16 protein-coding genes and 2 pseudogenes are annotated in these 14822 nt (G+C 59.8%); 10 read left to right on the top strand and 8 right to left on the bottom strand.

Annotation, left to right across the window (positions count from 1 at the left end; genetic code table 11):
• Positions 1 to 91: 91 nt before the first annotated feature.
• The gene (locus C4J86_RS06460; protein WP_124361561.1) at positions 92 to 1993 is read right to left on the bottom strand and encodes a potassium transporter Kup; all 1902 of its coding nucleotides are present in this window, start codon (positions 1991 to 1993) and stop codon (positions 92 to 94) included.
• Between the two features lie 770 nt (positions 1994 to 2763).
• Here C4J86_RS06460 and C4J86_RS06455 point away from each other — a divergent pair.
• Positions 2764 to 3078 (top strand): hypothetical protein, encoded by a 315-nt coding sequence (locus C4J86_RS06455; protein ID WP_124369842.1) that lies wholly within the window; start codon positions 2764 to 2766, stop codon positions 3076 to 3078.
• A complete protein-coding gene (locus C4J86_RS06450) occupies positions 3078 to 3371 on the top strand; it encodes a DNA-binding transcriptional regulator (protein WP_124369841.1) in 294 nt (97 codons plus the stop codon). Before C4J86_RS06455 ends, C4J86_RS06450 begins: the two co-directional genes overlap by 1 nt.
• Before the next feature lie 9 nt (positions 3372 to 3380).
• Here C4J86_RS06450 and C4J86_RS06445 read toward each other — a convergent pair.
• Positions 3381 to 3767: pseudogene (locus tag C4J86_RS06445) on the bottom strand (hypothetical protein); the annotation flags it as partial.
• Positions 3740 to 4157 (bottom strand): annotated as a pseudogene (locus C4J86_RS06440) (hypothetical protein); the annotation flags it as partial. The pseudogenes C4J86_RS06440 and C4J86_RS06445, both read right to left, overlap by 28 nt.
• 149 nt (positions 4158 to 4306) lie before the next feature.
• Here C4J86_RS06440 and rimO point away from each other — a divergent pair.
• From rimO to tsaA, 5 genes are all read left to right on the top strand, one after another.
• Entirely contained in the window at positions 4307 to 5647 is a 1341-nt protein-coding gene (gene rimO, locus C4J86_RS06435) for a 30S ribosomal protein S12 methylthiotransferase RimO (protein WP_124361557.1), read from the top strand.
• Positions 5648 to 5747: 100 nt separating this feature from the next.
• Positions 5748 to 6218, top strand: coding sequence for a GNAT family N-acetyltransferase (locus C4J86_RS06430; protein WP_124369839.1), 471 nt, complete (start codon positions 5748 to 5750; stop codon positions 6216 to 6218).
• A 109-nt stretch (positions 6219 to 6327) separates the two neighbouring features.
• The gene (locus tag C4J86_RS06425) at positions 6328 to 7038 is read left to right on the top strand and encodes an rRNA pseudouridine synthase (RefSeq protein ID WP_124369838.1); all 711 of its coding nucleotides are present in this window, start codon (positions 6328 to 6330) and stop codon (positions 7036 to 7038) included.
• Positions 7039 to 7108: 70 nt separating this feature from the next.
• On the top strand, positions 7109 to 7570 hold the full coding sequence (locus C4J86_RS06420) for a DUF1456 family protein (protein WP_124369837.1): 462 nt from the start codon (positions 7109 to 7111) through the stop codon (positions 7568 to 7570).
• A gap of 3 nt (positions 7571 to 7573) precedes the next feature.
• Positions 7574 to 8269, top strand: coding sequence for a tRNA (N6-threonylcarbamoyladenosine(37)-N6)-methyltransferase TrmO (gene tsaA / locus C4J86_RS06415; RefSeq protein ID WP_124369836.1), 696 nt, complete (start codon positions 7574 to 7576; stop codon positions 8267 to 8269).
• A gap of 113 nt (positions 8270 to 8382) precedes the next feature.
• Here tsaA and fpr read toward each other — a convergent pair whose 3' ends face one another.
• Complete coding sequence (gene fpr, locus C4J86_RS06410; protein WP_003189055.1) at positions 8383 to 9162, bottom strand: ferredoxin-NADP reductase; 780 nt, start codon at positions 9160 to 9162, stop codon at positions 8383 to 8385.
• 124 nt (positions 9163 to 9286) lie between these two features.
• Between fpr and C4J86_RS06405 the strand changes: the two genes are divergently transcribed.
• Positions 9287 to 10213, top strand: coding sequence for a LysR family transcriptional regulator (locus tag C4J86_RS06405; protein ID WP_010212678.1), 927 nt, complete (start codon positions 9287 to 9289; stop codon positions 10211 to 10213).
• 3 nt (positions 10214 to 10216) lie between these two features.
• Here C4J86_RS06405 and C4J86_RS06400 read toward each other — a convergent pair whose 3' ends face one another.
• The 3 genes from C4J86_RS06400 to C4J86_RS06390 all read right to left on the bottom strand — a co-directional run bounded on the left by C4J86_RS06400 (position 10217) and on the right by C4J86_RS06390 (position 12276).
• Positions 10217 to 10579, bottom strand: a complete 363-nt coding sequence (locus C4J86_RS06400) for a diacylglycerol kinase (protein WP_003189051.1) — start codon at positions 10577 to 10579, stop codon at positions 10217 to 10219.
• Between the two features lie 75 nt (positions 10580 to 10654).
• Positions 10655 to 11305, bottom strand: a complete 651-nt coding sequence (gene erdR, locus C4J86_RS06395) for a response regulator transcription factor ErdR (protein WP_124361551.1) — start codon at positions 11303 to 11305, stop codon at positions 10655 to 10657.
• A 251-nt stretch (positions 11306 to 11556) separates the two neighbouring features.
• Positions 11557 to 12276 carry a tRNA-uridine aminocarboxypropyltransferase gene (locus C4J86_RS06390; protein ID WP_124369835.1) on the bottom strand — a complete coding sequence of 240 codons (720 nt, stop codon included), beginning with the start codon at positions 12274 to 12276 and terminating at the stop codon, positions 11557 to 11559.
• 178 nt (positions 12277 to 12454) lie between these two features.
• On the opposite strand from C4J86_RS06390, the gene C4J86_RS06385 reads away from it, so the two are divergent.
• Positions 12455 to 12889, top strand: a complete 435-nt coding sequence (locus C4J86_RS06385) for a PA3611 family quorum-sensing-regulated virulence factor (protein ID WP_124369834.1) — start codon at positions 12455 to 12457, stop codon at positions 12887 to 12889.
• 285 nt (positions 12890 to 13174) lie between these two features.
• The gene (locus C4J86_RS06380; protein WP_124369833.1) at positions 13175 to 14287 is read left to right on the top strand and encodes a TIGR00730 family Rossman fold protein; all 1113 of its coding nucleotides are present in this window, start codon (positions 13175 to 13177) and stop codon (positions 14285 to 14287) included.
• 60 nt (positions 14288 to 14347) lie between these two features.
• Here C4J86_RS06380 and recX read toward each other — a convergent pair whose 3' ends face one another.
• Positions 14348 to 14815, bottom strand: a complete 468-nt coding sequence (recX, locus tag C4J86_RS06375; RefSeq protein WP_124366036.1) for a recombination regulator RecX — start codon at positions 14813 to 14815, stop codon at positions 14348 to 14350.
• Between the last annotated feature and the right edge of the window lie 7 nt (positions 14816 to 14822).

Raw genomic sequence — 14822 nt, 5'->3', positions numbered from 1 at the left:
GGATCGCACAGGGTTCAGAGGTAAAGGGTTCAGAGGTAAACGGTTCAGAAGTAAACCGGGAGCCGATTGCCGGCTCCCGCAGGACAGCGCCTTACATTTCGACCTGGGTGCCCAGTTCGATCACCCGGTTGACCGGGAGTTTGAAGAAGCGCAGGTTGCCGTTGGCATTCTTCAGCATGAACGCGAACAACGCTTCGCGCCAACGCGCCATACCCTTGATGCGCGAGGCGATCACGGTTTCACGGCTCAGGAAGTAGGTGGTGCGCATCGGGCTGAAATCCAGTTCGTCCAGATGGCACAGCTTCAGCGCCTCGGGCACGTCCGGCTCATCGGTAAAGCCGAAGTGCAGGATCACCCGGAAGAACCCTTCGCCATAGGCGTCTACTTCGAAACGCCGCGTCGCAGGCACACGCGGGATGTCTTCGTAGACCACGGTCAGCAGCACCACCTGCTCGTGCAGCACCTGGTTATGCAGCAGGTTGTGCAACAGCGCGTGGGGCACGGCGTCGGGCCGCGCCGTGAGGAACACCGCCGTGCCCTGCACACGATGGGGCGGCTGCACGCGGATACTGCTGATGAATATCGGCAGCGGCAGGCCACCTTCGTCGAGGCGCTCGACGAGCAATTGCTTGCCGCGCTTCCAGGTGGTCATCAGCACGAACAGCACGATCCCGGCCAATACCGGGAAGGCACCGCCCTGGATGATCTTCGGCACGTTGGCGGCAAAGTACAGCCCGTCTACCAACAGGCAGCAGAGCAACACCGGCACCGCCAGCACCGGCGGCCATTTCCACAGCAGCAGCATCACCGCAGACACCAGGATCGTGGTCATCAGCATGGTGCCGGTCACCGCTACGCCATAGGCCGACGCCAGCGCACCGGAAGACTCGAAGCCCAGCACCAGCAGGATCACGCCGACCATCAGCGACCAGTTCACCGCGCCGATATAGATCTGGCCCTGTTCGGCACTGGAGGTGTGTTGAATGTGCATGCGCGGGATATAGCCCAACTGGATCGCCTGGCGCGTCAACGAGAACGCACCGGAAATCACCGCCTGGGACGCAATCACCGTGGCCAGGGTCGACAGCACCACCAGCGGGACCAGCGCCCAGCTCGGCGCCAACAGGTAGAACGGGTTGCGGGCCGCTTCCGGATCGCCCAGCAGCATGGCGCCCTGGCCGAAATAGTTGAGCACCAGCGCCGGCAGCACCAGGATGAACCAGGCGCGGGCGATGGGTTTGCGGCCGAAGTGGCCCATGTCGGCGTAAAGCGCTTCCGCCCCGGTCAGGGCCAGCACCACTGCGCCGAGGATGGCCACGCCAATTCCGGGGTGCGCCTCGAAGAAGCGCACGGCCCACATCGGGTTCATGGCACTGAGCACCTCAGGGTGCAGGGTGATGCCATACACACCGAGGCCGCCGAGCACCAGGAACCAGGTCACCATCACCGGGCCGAACAGCTTGCCGATGCGGTCAGTGCCGTGTTTCTGGATCAGGAACAGCGCCACCAGTACCACCAGCGCGATAGGGACTACCCACCGTTCCAGGCCATCGAAAGCCAGTTCCAGGCCCTCGACGGCCGACAATACCGAAATCGCCGGGGTGATCATGCTGTCGCCGTAAAACAGCGCCGCGCCGCACAAGCCGCACACCACCAGGAAACTACGCAACTTCCTGCGCTCCCCCGCCGCACGGCGCGCCAGGGCGGTCAGTGCCATGATGCCGCCTTCGCCCTGGTTATCGGCGCGCAGCACAAACAGCATGTACTTGATCGACACGACCCAGATCAGCGACCAGAAGATCAGCGCCAGGATCCCCAATACGCCGTCATGGTTGACCTGCACCCCATAACCGCCGTTGAACACCTCTTTAAGGGTGTAGAGCGGGCTGGTGCCGATATCGCCGTACACCACCCCGACCGCTGCCACCAGCATGCCAATCGGCTTGGCGTTTGAATGCTCGGCACCCGCTGCCTGACTACTTGCCTGACCCATCAACCACTCCTGCCCTTTGACCTGAGGTCTTTTATAAACAACGTGCCCAAACGGCCCCTAGCATGCGCTGTTTTACTTCACGTAACAGACGTTTTGTTGACCTTAGGATTTTACCTACGCGCAACGGCGCGAAGCATAGCGCAGCACTCGTCGCATTTCCCTGCATAAAGCTGGTCACCCGCCGCCAGAATTGCGCACTTTTTGATCAGAGGCGTCACAAACGCCTGTGTACCGCCGTGTCGTGCCCGACTGGCGGCGTCATTCAATACCGAGGTTAAGAATTTCACCCTGGCCAGCACCAGGTGTAAGGTTCGGACCCAACCATCACCAGCTCATGGGCAAAACATGAAGAGCAAGCCGGCACTCCCTAAAAGTAGGCAAGCGTTTTAAAGTCGATTGGGACTTTCAGGAAGCGCCCGAAAGCAGAGTGTTACTCCGTGAAAACGACCACTTAACTACGTTCATTGACGGTGTTCTGGTCGGAATGGGCATCACAGAAAAACAGGTCAGTTGCGCTTCCGGCCGGACAGGAACAGTTAACAGGCTGGACGAGGCCACGGCCATTAGGTTGGCTAGTATCCTCAGCGATCTGCTACTCCCGTTGGTTACCAAAGAGCACAAACGTCTCGTCGCTCAAGCAAAGCTCCCTGAGCATCTTAGGGATGCTCCGCGGGACTAATGACCCCCGGCCCTCCATTCGCGAACGATGTTGCATCGCGGATCATGAGCAGCTACCCTCAACAGTACGCCAATGACGGATAGCGCATTAGGTGATATTCATTGAGTCCCCCATCTTCACGGAAGATCTTGGCGAGCTTCTGAGCGATGAAAGCTACCGCGAATTTCAGGAGTACCTAGCCGAAAACCCAACGGCTGGTGATGTGATCCAAAGCACCAACGGACTGAGGAAGGTCCGCTGGAGCGCGAACGGGAAAGGTAAGAGCGGTGGGGTTCGGGTGATCTATTTCTACCTATCGGCGGCTTACCAGATCAGGCTGATCCTGATCTACCGTAAGGGGATAAAAGACGATCTATCCCCAGCGGAAAAGAAAGTACTGGCAGAGTTAAACAAAGGGTGGAAATGATGGAAAAGAATCTGTTCAACCGCCTGGTCGAAAGCATGACCCAGATGGACGAGATTGACCGTGGCGAACGCCCGCCGTCCCGTGAGTTCCATGTGGATGCGGTGAAGGTCAAAATGATCCGCAAGGCCACAGGACTTTCCCAGGCACGTTTTGCCAAAGCGATTGATGTCGCGGTGGGAACGCTCCAAAACTGGGAGCAAGGTCGGCGGGAGCCAGAAGGCCCCGCACGGGCACTCCTGCGCGCCATACACAATGATCCTGGGCACGTATTAGCGGCTCTTGAGCAACGCTAGGACGTTGACCTGCCACACCTGGTCGCCCTTCGGCACGCTGGGCATGCTCAGGCCGTGGGGTAGGATCGTTTGGATATAGGGCTTGTGCGGCAGACCGTATGCAAAGCACACCACCAACTGGGTGCCTTCCTCGGGAAAGGCATAGATGCCCATTTCCTCGCCACCGGTGGGCAGCGGCAAAGGCACGCCGGCCAAGATCGGCAGCTTTGTGTCTGGCTCGCCGTCAGGCCCCATGACCTCGATGTCGACCGCATAGCGCGGCCGGAAGTCATCACAGATCCCGGCGCCGGCCGGGGCATCGGCCACGGTGACAACCCGTGCAAAGCGTGGCAGGTGGTAACCGCCGGTAAGTTCAGGGAATTGTCGTTCTACGCTGCGGCGGATTGCGTCGTCCATCGGATGACCATCTGGTTGTCGATGAGCGCCACACTGGTGATACGCTCGCCATGGTTGATTGTTGCACCTGGTCGCAACCCGGGAAGGGCTGCAATCATCGCGCCTTGATTGCCCTGGTAGTCGTCGAACAGTTCCACCGGCAGCTGTAGCGATGGGCGAACCCCAAAGAAGCTGTCAGCCCAACTGCCCAAGAACACTTTCCCGTCGCCCTGCTGCTGCCAGATGAAGTCAGGGATGTTGAAAACCCGGGCCAGGCTGTCCATGGCTTGGTAGCCAGCGGCCAGGCTGTAGAAAAAACGGCGCCTTGACGCCGGCGTAGGGCAGATCCGGGACGCGAAGGCGCAATTCGGTTTACTGGCTGATCTCGACCAGAACGGCGCGCAGGTCAAGCGAGCACTCGTCGCATTTCCCTGCATAAAGCTGGTCAAGTGCGCGGCCCGCCGCTAGAATTGCGCACTTTTTGATCAGAGGCGTCACAAACGCCCGTGTACCGCCGTTTCGTGCCCGACTGGCGGCGTCATTCAATACCGAGGTTAGACATGTCCACCACCATCGCAAAAGCCAACCCCAAGGTCGGCTTTGTATCCCTGGGTTGCCCGAAGGCTCTGGTTGACTCCGAGCGCATCCTCACGCAACTGCGTATGGAAGGCTATGACGTCGTGTCCACTTACCAGGACGCCGACGTGGTGGTGGTCAACACCTGCGGCTTTATCGACTCGGCCAAGGCTGAATCCCTGGAAGTGATCGGCGAAGCCATCAAGGAAAACGGCAAGGTCATCGTGACCGGCTGCATGGGCGTGGAAGAAGGCAATATCCGCAACGTCCACCCAAGCGTGCTTGCCGTGACCGGCCCGCAGCAGTATGAGCAGGTGGTCAACGCCGTACACGCCGTGGTGCCGCCGCGCCAGGACCACAACCCGCTGATCGACCTGGTGCCGCCGCAAGGCATCAAGCTGACCCCGCGTCACTACGCTTACCTGAAGATTTCCGAAGGCTGCAACCACAGCTGCAGCTTCTGCATCATTCCGTCGATGCGCGGCAAGCTGGTCAGTCGTCCGGTCGGCGACGTGCTGGACGAAGCCCAGCGCCTGGTCAAATCCGGCGTGAAAGAGCTGCTGGTGATTTCCCAGGACACCAGCGCCTATGGCGTCGACGTCAAATACCGCACCGGTTTCTGGAATGGCGCGCCGGTGAAAACCCGCATGACCGAACTCTGCGAAGCCTTGAGCAGCCTGGGCGTGTGGGTGCGCCTGCATTACGTTTACCCGTACCCGCACGTTGACGAGCTGATCCCATTGATGGCCGCCGGCAAGATCCTGCCGTACCTGGACATCCCGTTCCAGCACGCGAGCCCCAAGGTGCTCAAGGCCATGAAACGCCCGGCCTTCGAAGACAAGACCCTGGCGCGCATCAAGAACTGGCGCGAAATCTGCCCGGAACTGATCATCCGCTCGACCTTTATCGTCGGTTTTCCTGGCGAAACCGAGGAAGACTTCCAGTACCTGCTGGACTGGCTGACCGAAGCCCAGCTGGACCGCGTCGGCTGCTTCCAGTACTCGCCGGTTGAAGGCGCCCCGGCCAACCTGCTGGACCTGGCCGTGGTGCCGGACGACGTCAAGCAAGACCGTTGGGAGCGCTTCATGGCGCACCAGCAGGCGATCAGCTCGGCGCGTCTGCAACTGCGCATCGGCAAGGAGATCGAAGTACTGATCGACGAAGTCGACGAGCAAGGCGCGGTTGGCCGTTGCTTCTTCGATGCGCCGGAAATCGACGGTAACGTATTTATCGACGATGCCAGCGGTTTGAAACCAGGCGATAAGGTGTGGTGCACGGTGACTGACGCCGACGAGTATGACTTGTGGGCTGAAAAGCGCGATTGATTGTAAAAAAATGAAAAAGCCCCGCTCCTGAACAGGATGCGGGGCTTTTTTACGTCTATCGTTTTGCCCATCACTCCCCATAAGGCAAAGGGTCGCGGGCATGCGTCAGCATTCGGTCATCCACACACCTAAAACCTGCGACTACCCAGAGTTGACGCGCATTTGGGAGGCCTCGGTGCGGGCTACCCACGACTTCTTGCCGGACAGCTACATCCTGCGCCTGAAAAACCAGGTGCTGACTCGCTATCTGGACGCCGTAATGCTGATCTGCACCAAGGACACGCGCCAACGCATCACCGGGTTCGCCGGGGTGGCTGCGGGCAAGGTCGAAATGCTGTTTATCGACCCACCCTTTCGAGGCCAGGGCCTGGGCCGGCAATTGCTGCGCTATGCGATCGAGTGCATGAATGCCGATGAGCTGGACGTGAACGAGCAGAACCCGCAGGCGCTGGGGTTCTATTTCAAGCAAGGCTTTGAAGTGATCGGACGCACGGAACACGACGGCCTGGGCCAGCCTTATCCGTTGCTGCATATGCGCCTGCGCCAGCAGCAGCGCATAGGCAGTGGCTGACCACCTTTTGAATCGGGCTTTATCAATAAAGCACCGTGCTGAAATGGGGCCGGGATTAACCGGCCCCACACAGGTACAATAGCCGCCCCCTTTTGTTACGGCCCTTGTCATGACTGACCCCATACGCCTCTCCAAACGCCTTATCGAACTGGTCGGTTGCTCCCGTCGGGAGGCTGAGCTGTTTATCGAAGGCGGCTGGGTCACGGTGGACGGTGAAGTGATCGACGAACCGCAGTTCAAGGTCACCACCCAAAAGGTCGAGCTGGACCCGCAAGCCAAAGCCACCGTGCCGGAGCCGGTGACCATCCTGCTGCACGCTCCGGCGGGCATGGATGCCGAGACGGCCATGGCGTCGATCAGCGCCGAGACGCTGTCGGAAGAGCACCGCTTCAGCAAGCGCCCGCTCAAGGGTCACTTCCTGCGCCTGACCGCCAGTGCCGACCTGCAAGCCAAGGCCAGCGGCCTGCTGGTGTTCACCCAGGATTGGAAGATTCTGCGCAAGTTGACCGCCGATGCCGCCAAGATCGAGCAGGAATACGTGGTGGAAGTCGAGGGCGACATGGCCGCCCACGGCCTCAACCGCCTGAACCACGGCCTGACCTACAAAGGCAAGGAGCTGCCGGCCGTGAAAGCCAGCTGGCAGAACGAGAACCGCCTGCGGTTTGCGCTGAAAAACCCGCAGCCGGGGGTGATAGCGCTGTTCTGCGAAGCCGTTGGCTTGAAAGTCGTCGCCATCCGGCGCATTCGCATCGGTGGCGTCTCCATTGGCAAGGTGCCCGTGGGCCAATGGCGTTACCTGTCCGGCAAAGAGAAGTTCTAAGCCGGTGCCCTTTTCCCGACACTGCCTGACTGGGCGGTGTCTACCCCGTTGAAAACCAGGATTGCCCACCATGATTCACAACGACGTACTGCGCAGCGTGCGCTACATGCTCGACATCAGCGACAACAAGATGGTCGAGATCATCAAGCTCGGCGGCATGGACGTAACCAAGGAAGACCTGCTGACTTACCTCAAGAAAGATGAGGAAGAAGGCTTCGTGTTCTGCCCGGATGAGGTGATGGCGCATTTCCTCGATGGCTTGGTCATGTTCAAGCGCGGCAAGGACGAAAGCCGTCCACCGCAGCCGATCGAAACCCCGGTGACCAACAACATCATCCTGAAAAAACTGCGCGTGGCCTTCGAATTGAAGGAAGACGACATGCACGCCATCCTCAAGGCTGCCGAGTTCCCAGTGTCCAAGCCGGAGCTGAGCGCACTGTTCCGCAAGTTCGGTCACACCAACTACCGCACCTGTGGTGACCAGTTGCTGCGCAACTTCCTCAAGGGGCTGACGCTGCGGGTTCGCGCGTAAGCCATGAGTTATCAGGTCGCGCCCGTCGGCTTCGTACGCTCCTGCTTCAAGGAGAAGTTCGCTATCCCGCGCCAGCCGCAACTGGCGCCAGCCGCCCGCGGTGTGCTGGAGCTGGTGGCGCCGTTCGATGGCGGCGAAGCGGTGCAGGGCCTGGAGCAGGTCAGCCATGTGTGGCTGCTGTTTCTGTTCCACCAGGCGCTGGAAGACAAGCCACGCCTTAAAGTGCGCCCGCCACGCCTGGGCGGCAACACGGCCATGGGCGTATTCGCCACCCGCGCGACCCATCGCCCCAATGGCATCGGCCAGTCGGTGGTAAAGCTGGACAAGGTAGAACCGGGGCGCCTGTGGATTTCCGGGATCGATTTGCTCGACGGCACGCCGGTGCTGGATATCAAGCCGTATGTGCCCTATGCCGACAGCGTTGATACCGCCACCAACAGCATCGCCAGCGGTGCGCCGCAGCTGATTGGCGTGCAGTGGCTCAAGACTGCACTGCAACAGGCCCAGGGCCATGCGCAGCGTCTTGGGGAGCCGTTGGTGGAGTTGATCGATCAGTGCCTGGCGCAGGATCCGCGCCCTGCCTACCAGACGCCCGGGCCTGAGCGCGAATACGGTGCGCAATTCTGGGACGTGGATGTGCGTTGGCACTATCCCGAGGCGGGGCTGATTTGTGTGCTGGAAGTGGTGCCGGCCAAATAAACCGGAAACAAATGTGGGAGGGGGCTTGCCCCCGATAGCAGTGTGCCAGTCACTCATCATGACTGATCCACCGCAATCGGGGGCAAGCCCCCTCCCACATTGTTTGATCGCGTTTATTTTTCGACGAACGCACGCTCGATCAGGTAATCACCCGGCTCACGCATGCGCGGCGAAACTTTCAGACCAAAGCTGTTCAACACTTCGCTGGTCTCATCCAACATGCTTGGGCTACCGCACAGCATGGCGCGGTCGTCTTCGGGGTTGATCGGTGGCAGGCCGATGTCGCTGAACAGCTTGCCGCTGCGCATCAGGTCGGTCAGGCGCCCCTCGTTTTCGAACGGCTCGCGGGTCACGGTCGGGTAGTAGATCAACTTGTCACGCAGGGCCTCGCCGAAGAATTCGTTCTGCGGCAGGTGCTCGGTGATGAATTCGCGGTAGGCGACTTCGTTGACGTAACGCACGCCGTGGCACAGGATCACTTTTTCGAAACGCTCGTAGGTCTCCGGGTCCTGGATCACGCTCATGAATGGCGCGAGGCCCGTGCCGGTGCTGAGCAGGTACAGGTGTTTGCCCGGCTTCAAATCGTCAAGCACCAGGGTGCCTGTCGGTTTTTTGCTGATGATGATCTCGTCGCCTTCCTTCAAATGCTGCAACTGGGAAGTCAGCGGGCCATCCGGCACCTTGATGCTGAAGAATTCCAGATGCTCTTCCCAGTTCGGGCTGGCAATGGAATAGGCGCGCATGAGCGGGCGGCCGTTGGGCTGTTGCAGGCCGATCATCACGAACTGACCGTTCTCGAAGCGCAAACCCGGATCGCGGGTGCACTTGAAGCTGAACAGAGTGTCGTTCCAGTGATGAACACTGAGGACACGCTCGTGGTTCATGTTGCTCATGTACGGGGGACTCCTGGAAATGGGCCTGCGCCAAAGGTGAAGTGCGCAATTGCACAGCATTCTAATGGCGGCGACAATATCTGTTAACTGGATTATTAAGATAAGGGTTATCGGTTATATCGATATGCGATTCACTCTCCGTCAACTGCAAGTCTTCGTCGCCGTCGCCCAGCAGGAAAGCGTCTCCCGCGCTGCTGGCCTTCTGGCCTTATCCCAATCCGCCGCCAGCACGTCGATTACCGAGCTGGAGCGCCAATCCAGCTGCCAATTATTCGACCGCGCCGGCAAACGCCTGAGCCTCAATGCGCTCGGGCATCAATTGCTGCCTCAAGCGGTGGCACTGCTGGATCAGGCGAAAGAGATCGAGGACCTGCTCAACGGCAAGTCCGGCTTTGGCTCACTGGCCGTGGGCGCCACCCTGACCATCGGCAATTACCTGGCCACCCTGCTGATCGGCAGCTTCATGCAGCAGCACCCCGAGAGTCAGGTGAAACTGCATGTGCAAAACACTGCGCATATCGTGCATCAGGTGGCGCATTACGAAATTGACCTGGGTCTGATTGAAGGCGATTGCAGCCATCCGGACATCGAGGTGCAGACCTGGGTGGAAGATGAGCTGGTGGTGTTCTGCGCGCCCCAGCATCACTTGGCCAAGCGTGGCGTGGCCAGCATGGATGAGCTGACCCATGAGGCGTGGATCCTGCGGGAACAAGGCTCAGGCACGCGCCTGACATTTGATCAGGCTATGCGCCATCATCGCAGCGCACTGAATATCCGCCTGGAGCTGGAACACACCGAGGCGATCAAACGAGCAGTGGAGTCGGGGTTGGGGATTGGTTGCATTTCGCGACTGGCACTGCGCGATGCGTTCCGCCGTGGCAGCCTGGTGCCGGTAGAAACGCCGGACCTGGACCTGGCCCGGCAGTTCTACTTTATCTGGCATAAGCAGAAGTACCAGACCTCGGCGATGCGCGAGTTCCTGGAACTGTGCCGCGCTTTTACCGCCGGGGTTCAGCGCAGCGACGAAATCGTATTGCCGAGCATCGCCTGATCGTTAGATCAGAATGACCGCCCACACCAGCGTGATCATGGTCAAGGCCACGAACTGCGCGGCGCTGCCCATGTCCTTGGCGTTTTTCGACAGCGGGTGGCGGTCCAGGGAAATGCGGTCGATCGCCGCTTCCACCGCAGAATTGAGCAATTCGACGATCAGCGCCAGCAGGCACACGGCAATCAGCAACGCCCGTTCGACGCGGCTGACCTGCAGGAAAAAACTCAACGGAATCAGGATGACGTTCAGCAGTACCAACTGGCGGAACGCCGCCTCGCCGGTGAAAGCCGCGCGCAGGCCATCCAGGGAATAGCCCCCTGCGTTGAAGATACGTTTGATACCGGTTTGACCCTTGAAAGGCGACATAGATGTAGGCAACTGAACCAAAGAAGTGGGGAAGCTAGATCACGCAAAGTCAAAAAAGCGTGAACCGGTTGTAACTTAATGCTGCGAAATTGACTCAAGTTGTTGCAAGAGCAACGCCGCCTGGGTGCGCGTTCGCACCCCCAACTTGCGGAAAATCGCCGTGACGTGGGCCTTGATGGTCGCTTCCGACACGCTCAGCTCGTAGGCAATCTGCTTGTTCAACAAGCCCTCGCAGACCATGGTCAATACGCGGAACTGCTGGGGCGTCAAACTGGCCAAGCCATCACGGGCCGCCTTGGCTTCCTCGGACACGTTGATTTCTTCAAACGCTTGCGGTGGCCAGGACACATCACCGTCCAGTACGGCACGCACAGCCTTTTGGATATCTTCCATCGCGCTGGACTTGGGAATGAAGCCGCTGGCGCCGAACTCCTTGGAGCGCACCACCACATCGGCGTCTTCCTGGGCCGAGACCATCACCACGGGAATCTGCGGATATTGCCCGCGCAGCAGCACCAATCCCGAAAAACCATAGGCGCCGGGCATGTTCAGGTCGAGCAGCACCAGGTCCCAGTCGGATTTTTCAGTCAGGCGGGCTTCCAGCTCGGCAATGCTGGCGACTTCGACCAGGCGCACGTCCGGGCCAAGGCCCAGGGTTACGGCCTGATGCAGCGCACTGCGAAACAGCGGGTGGTCATCGGCTATCAGGATTTCGTATGTGGCCATTGATTAAATGATCCTGTTTTTAGGGGAGCCCTGATGGGTTCAGGGTCCGCCAGTACACAAGGCAACAGCCAGGCAGCCATCGCCACGGGGCACGCTCAACGTCAAAAACATGCGAAACAACGTCGAAAAACCAAGCTAGCGCCCCAATCGGCGCCCAGCATGCCCAGCGCAGCCTGGGGGGTCAAGCGCTACGCCCATGGGGATTTTAGCGGGTTACGCGATTAAGGTGCCATCATGCGAACGTCGAGGGGTCAGGCCGCGGGGATATAAGGCGCCAAACGCGTGTGGACACTGTCCGTCGCGTCCAGAGGCAACTGAAACTTGGCGGCCAGATAATGCGTGCTGAATACATCGAGGTAGGCGTCCAGGACTTCGCTGGCGAGCTGATCATCAGCCAACTCCAGACACAGCGCGGCAACCTCGGCGGTGCAGAAATGATCATCACGCTTGGAGCGGCGCAACTTGTAGCGTGACAGCTGCTCCGGCGCCAGGCTCAGCACAGGCAAATGCTCCAGGTAGGGGCTCTTGCGAAACATCTTGCGCGCTTCGCTCCAAGTGCCGTCCAGCAGGATGAACAGTGGGCGCTTGCCCGCCTGCGTATTCACCGCGCTGACCACCCGCTCGGGCGCCACGAATTCGCCGGGGAACACGATGTACGGCTGCCACTGCGGATCGGCCAGCAAGGTGAGCAGGTCCGGATCGACTTCGGTGCGCGACCAGGCGAACGCCGTGGTGTCGTCGATAACGTCGGCGATCAGCCATCCGGTGTTACTGGGCTTCATCGGTTCGACGTCGTGCATCAACAGGCACATGGCAGCGTTGGCCTGAACCGTTGGTCGCCATGCGCACAGGCAATACTCGGGAATCACTCGGCAACCGGTGCACCGCTCGGCACGCGATCCCCGATTAAGGAAAGGCCTGACGGCTCGGGCCAGGCGCTGGGCACGCAAGCGGGAGACGGCGTGGCTCATCGGATGCGCCATACAGACGGGTAAATCGACACGGGGTCACTCAAGAGCAATTGAAGTGGGCGCAGTTTACCAGCGATACGCCTGGCTGTAGTGGCCAGCGCTCACCTATAATTGCGCGCCACTGAACGCACAGCGCAGTGGCTGGTCTATGCACCAGTAACCGAATCAGGAGAGTTTGATGCTGCGTTCCATGCTGCGCCTCGTTGCCCCATCCGTCGCTATTGCGCTGGCCTTGCCTATGGGCGCCCACGCAGCCTCGCTGCTGGAGGCGCAAATGAACCGGAAGCTGCAAAGCGTCGCGACCGAAAGCAACAAGGACCTGCCCCGGGAAATCGATGAGAAAACCTTGGAAGTGGCCTACACCGTTGAAGGCACGCAACTGATCGATCATCTGAGCGTGCAGCCTGACCGCGCCGAACAGATGCGTGCCAATCCCAAGGCGGTGTATTTCCAACTGGGCCGCAGTGTCTGCACCAACCCAGGCTACCGCGAGCTGATGGCGAAGGGCGCGGTCATGCGCTACGAAATTACCGAGAACAAGACCAACCGTCCTGTAGCCTCGGTAAAATTCGCCGAAGCCGACTGCCCGGCTCCGACCAAGAAGAAAAAGTAACCCTGGCTTGCCTTTCGCGCGTGGCTGCCTGGCGACGCGCACTCCCCCCGCTTCCACCACTAACGCCATAACGAGTGACCAATAAGCGGTTGCCAGCCAAGGGTTTTTCGGCCCATGATCGCATCATTCCATCCGCCCGCCCGCAGCAGCATCCACTGCTGTTCTGCAACGTTTTTTCAGGGCAAAAGAGGCCTGCCCTCCTGCGGCAAGCAACGACACATGCAGTGTCGTGGCCCCTGCCGACGCTCGTCGGCTACCCAGGCCCTGTGAAGAAGGAGAAGTTGAATGCCTTATGAATCGAATGACTCCCTGCTCCAGCTTTTTGAACAAAATGGCACCGACCTCACGCAACAGGTGGACGCGCAACTCCAGTTGATTGCCCCCAACAGTGCAAATATCCCCTTGTATCGCGACATGATCCTCACCGTTCTGCGCATGGCCCAGGACGACCGCGATCGTTGGAACGCCAAGATCACCTTGCGCGCCATACGTGAGTTGGACCACGCCTTTCGTGTGCTCGAACAGTTCAAGGGGCGGCGCAAGGTGACGGTGTTCGGCTCGGCACGTACTCCGGTGGAAAGCCCCCTGTATGCATTGGCTCGAGAGGTAGGCGCGACGTTGGCGCGTTCCGACCTGATGGTCATCACCGGCGGCGGCGGCGGCATCATGGCTGCGGCGCATGAGGGCGCGGGCCTGGAGCACAGCCTGGGGTTCAACATCACCCTGCCGTTTGAACAACATGCCAATCCGACCATCGACGGCACCGACAACCTGCTGTCCTTCCACTTCTTCTTTACCCGCAAACTGTTTTTCGTCAAGGAAGCCAACGCACTGATCCTGTGCCCAGGTGGTTTCGGCACCCTGGACGAAGCCCTGGAAGTGCTGACCCTGATCCAGACCGGCAAAAGCCCGCTAGTGCCGGTGGTCCTGCTGGACGCACCCGGCGGCGGCTTCTGGCAAGGCGCCCTGGACTTTATCCGCAGCCAGTTGGAGGCTAATCGCTATATCCTGCCGACCGACCTCAAACTCATACGCCTGGTATACAGCGCAGAAGAAGCCGTGGACGAGATCAATCGGTTTTATGCCAATTTCCATTCAACGCGCTGGCTGAAGCGTGAGTTCGTAGTGCGTATGAATCATCCACTCAGTGATCGAGCCCTGGCGCATTTGCAGGATGAGTTTGCCAGCCTGCGGCTGAGCGGAGCATTCCAGCAGCTTGCCTACACAGGCGAAGACCATGACGAGCCAAGGTTCAGTCACCTGACGCGACTGGTCTTCAACTTCAATGGCCGTGACCAGGGGCGATTGCGCGAATTGGTGGATTACATCAACCTGCCAGAAAACTGGGCCCAGGCTCAGGGCGAGACGCAGCAGCGAGTGGCGCCAGAGCCTGCGTGATTTTTGCAGGCGAAAAAAAAGGCCCACTATTTTCATAGTGGGCCTTTCGTTTTGTGGCGTTCAGTCGTCCATGTCCCGACCGCTTAACAAGCGGCTGATCATGTCCATCGAAAACCCGCGATAGCTCAGGAAGCGGCCTTGCTTCGCACGCTCCCTGGCATCAATTGGCAGATGCCCTGAAAACTTGCGGCGCCAAGTCTCTTCCAGCTGCGACTGCCAACTGATACCGCACTCACGCAGGGCGAGGTCGATATCGGCACGTTGCAGGCCGCGCTGGCTCAACTCTTCGCGAATCCGTGCAGGGCCATAACCGGAGCGCGCGCGGTAGGACACAAAGCTTTCGAGGTATCGGGCTTCCGATAGCAGCCCTTCTTCCGTTAAACGGTCGAGGGCCGTTTCGATCATTTCAGGCTCTGCGCCGCGCTGACGCAATTTGCGTGTCAACTCGACTCGACCATGCTCGCGCCGTGCGAGCAGGTCCATTGCAGTGCGCCGAACGGCAACGAGTGTATCCAGTACAACAGTCATCGTTTGC

The organism is Pseudomonas sp. R2-7-07, from assembly GCF_003852355.1.
In the GTDB taxonomy this organism is placed as follows: domain Bacteria; phylum Pseudomonadota; class Gammaproteobacteria; order Pseudomonadales; family Pseudomonadaceae; genus Aquipseudomonas.
The sequence above is the reverse complement of the archived record's forward strand: the minus strand, read 5'-3'. Positions and strand labels throughout refer to the sequence as shown.

Excerpts from the sequence above, each read along its gene's own strand:
- tsaA (WP_124369836.1), top strand. The coding sequence starts at position 7,574 with ATGAGTTATCAGGTCGCGCCCGTCGGCTTCGTACGCTCCTGCTTCAAG.
- C4J86_RS06420 (WP_124369837.1), top strand. The coding sequence starts at position 7,109 with ATGATTCACAACGACGTACTGCGCAGCGTGCGCTACATGCTCGACATC.
- C4J86_RS06380 (WP_124369833.1), top strand. The coding sequence starts at position 13,175 with ATGCCTTATGAATCGAATGACTCCCTGCTCCAGCTTTTTGAACAAAAT.
- recX (WP_124366036.1), bottom strand. The coding sequence starts at position 14,815 with ATGACTGTTGTACTGGATACACTCGTTGCCGTTCGGCGCACTGCAATG.
- C4J86_RS06400 (WP_003189051.1), bottom strand. The coding sequence starts at position 10,579 with ATGTCGCCTTTCAAGGGTCAAACCGGTATCAAACGTATCTTCAACGCA.
- C4J86_RS06385 (WP_124369834.1), top strand. The coding sequence starts at position 12,455 with ATGCTGCGTTCCATGCTGCGCCTCGTTGCCCCATCCGTCGCTATTGCG.
- C4J86_RS06405 (WP_010212678.1), top strand. The coding sequence starts at position 9,287 with ATGCGATTCACTCTCCGTCAACTGCAAGTCTTCGTCGCCGTCGCCCAG.
- C4J86_RS06390 (WP_124369835.1), bottom strand. The coding sequence starts at position 12,276 with ATGAGCCACGCCGTCTCCCGCTTGCGTGCCCAGCGCCTGGCCCGAGCC.
- C4J86_RS06450 (WP_124369841.1), top strand. The coding sequence starts at position 3,078 with ATGGAAAAGAATCTGTTCAACCGCCTGGTCGAAAGCATGACCCAGATG.
- rimO (WP_124361557.1), top strand. The coding sequence starts at position 4,307 with ATGTCCACCACCATCGCAAAAGCCAACCCCAAGGTCGGCTTTGTATCC.
- C4J86_RS06425 (WP_124369838.1), top strand. The coding sequence starts at position 6,328 with ATGACTGACCCCATACGCCTCTCCAAACGCCTTATCGAACTGGTCGGT.
- fpr (WP_003189055.1), bottom strand. The coding sequence starts at position 9,162 with ATGAGCAACATGAACCACGAGCGTGTCCTCAGTGTTCATCACTGGAAC.
- C4J86_RS06430 (WP_124369839.1), top strand. The coding sequence starts at position 5,748 with ATGCGTCAGCATTCGGTCATCCACACACCTAAAACCTGCGACTACCCA.
- erdR (WP_124361551.1), bottom strand. The coding sequence starts at position 11,305 with ATGGCCACATACGAAATCCTGATAGCCGATGACCACCCGCTGTTTCGC.
- C4J86_RS06460 (WP_124361561.1), bottom strand. The coding sequence starts at position 1,993 with ATGGGTCAGGCAAGTAGTCAGGCAGCGGGTGCCGAGCATTCAAACGCC.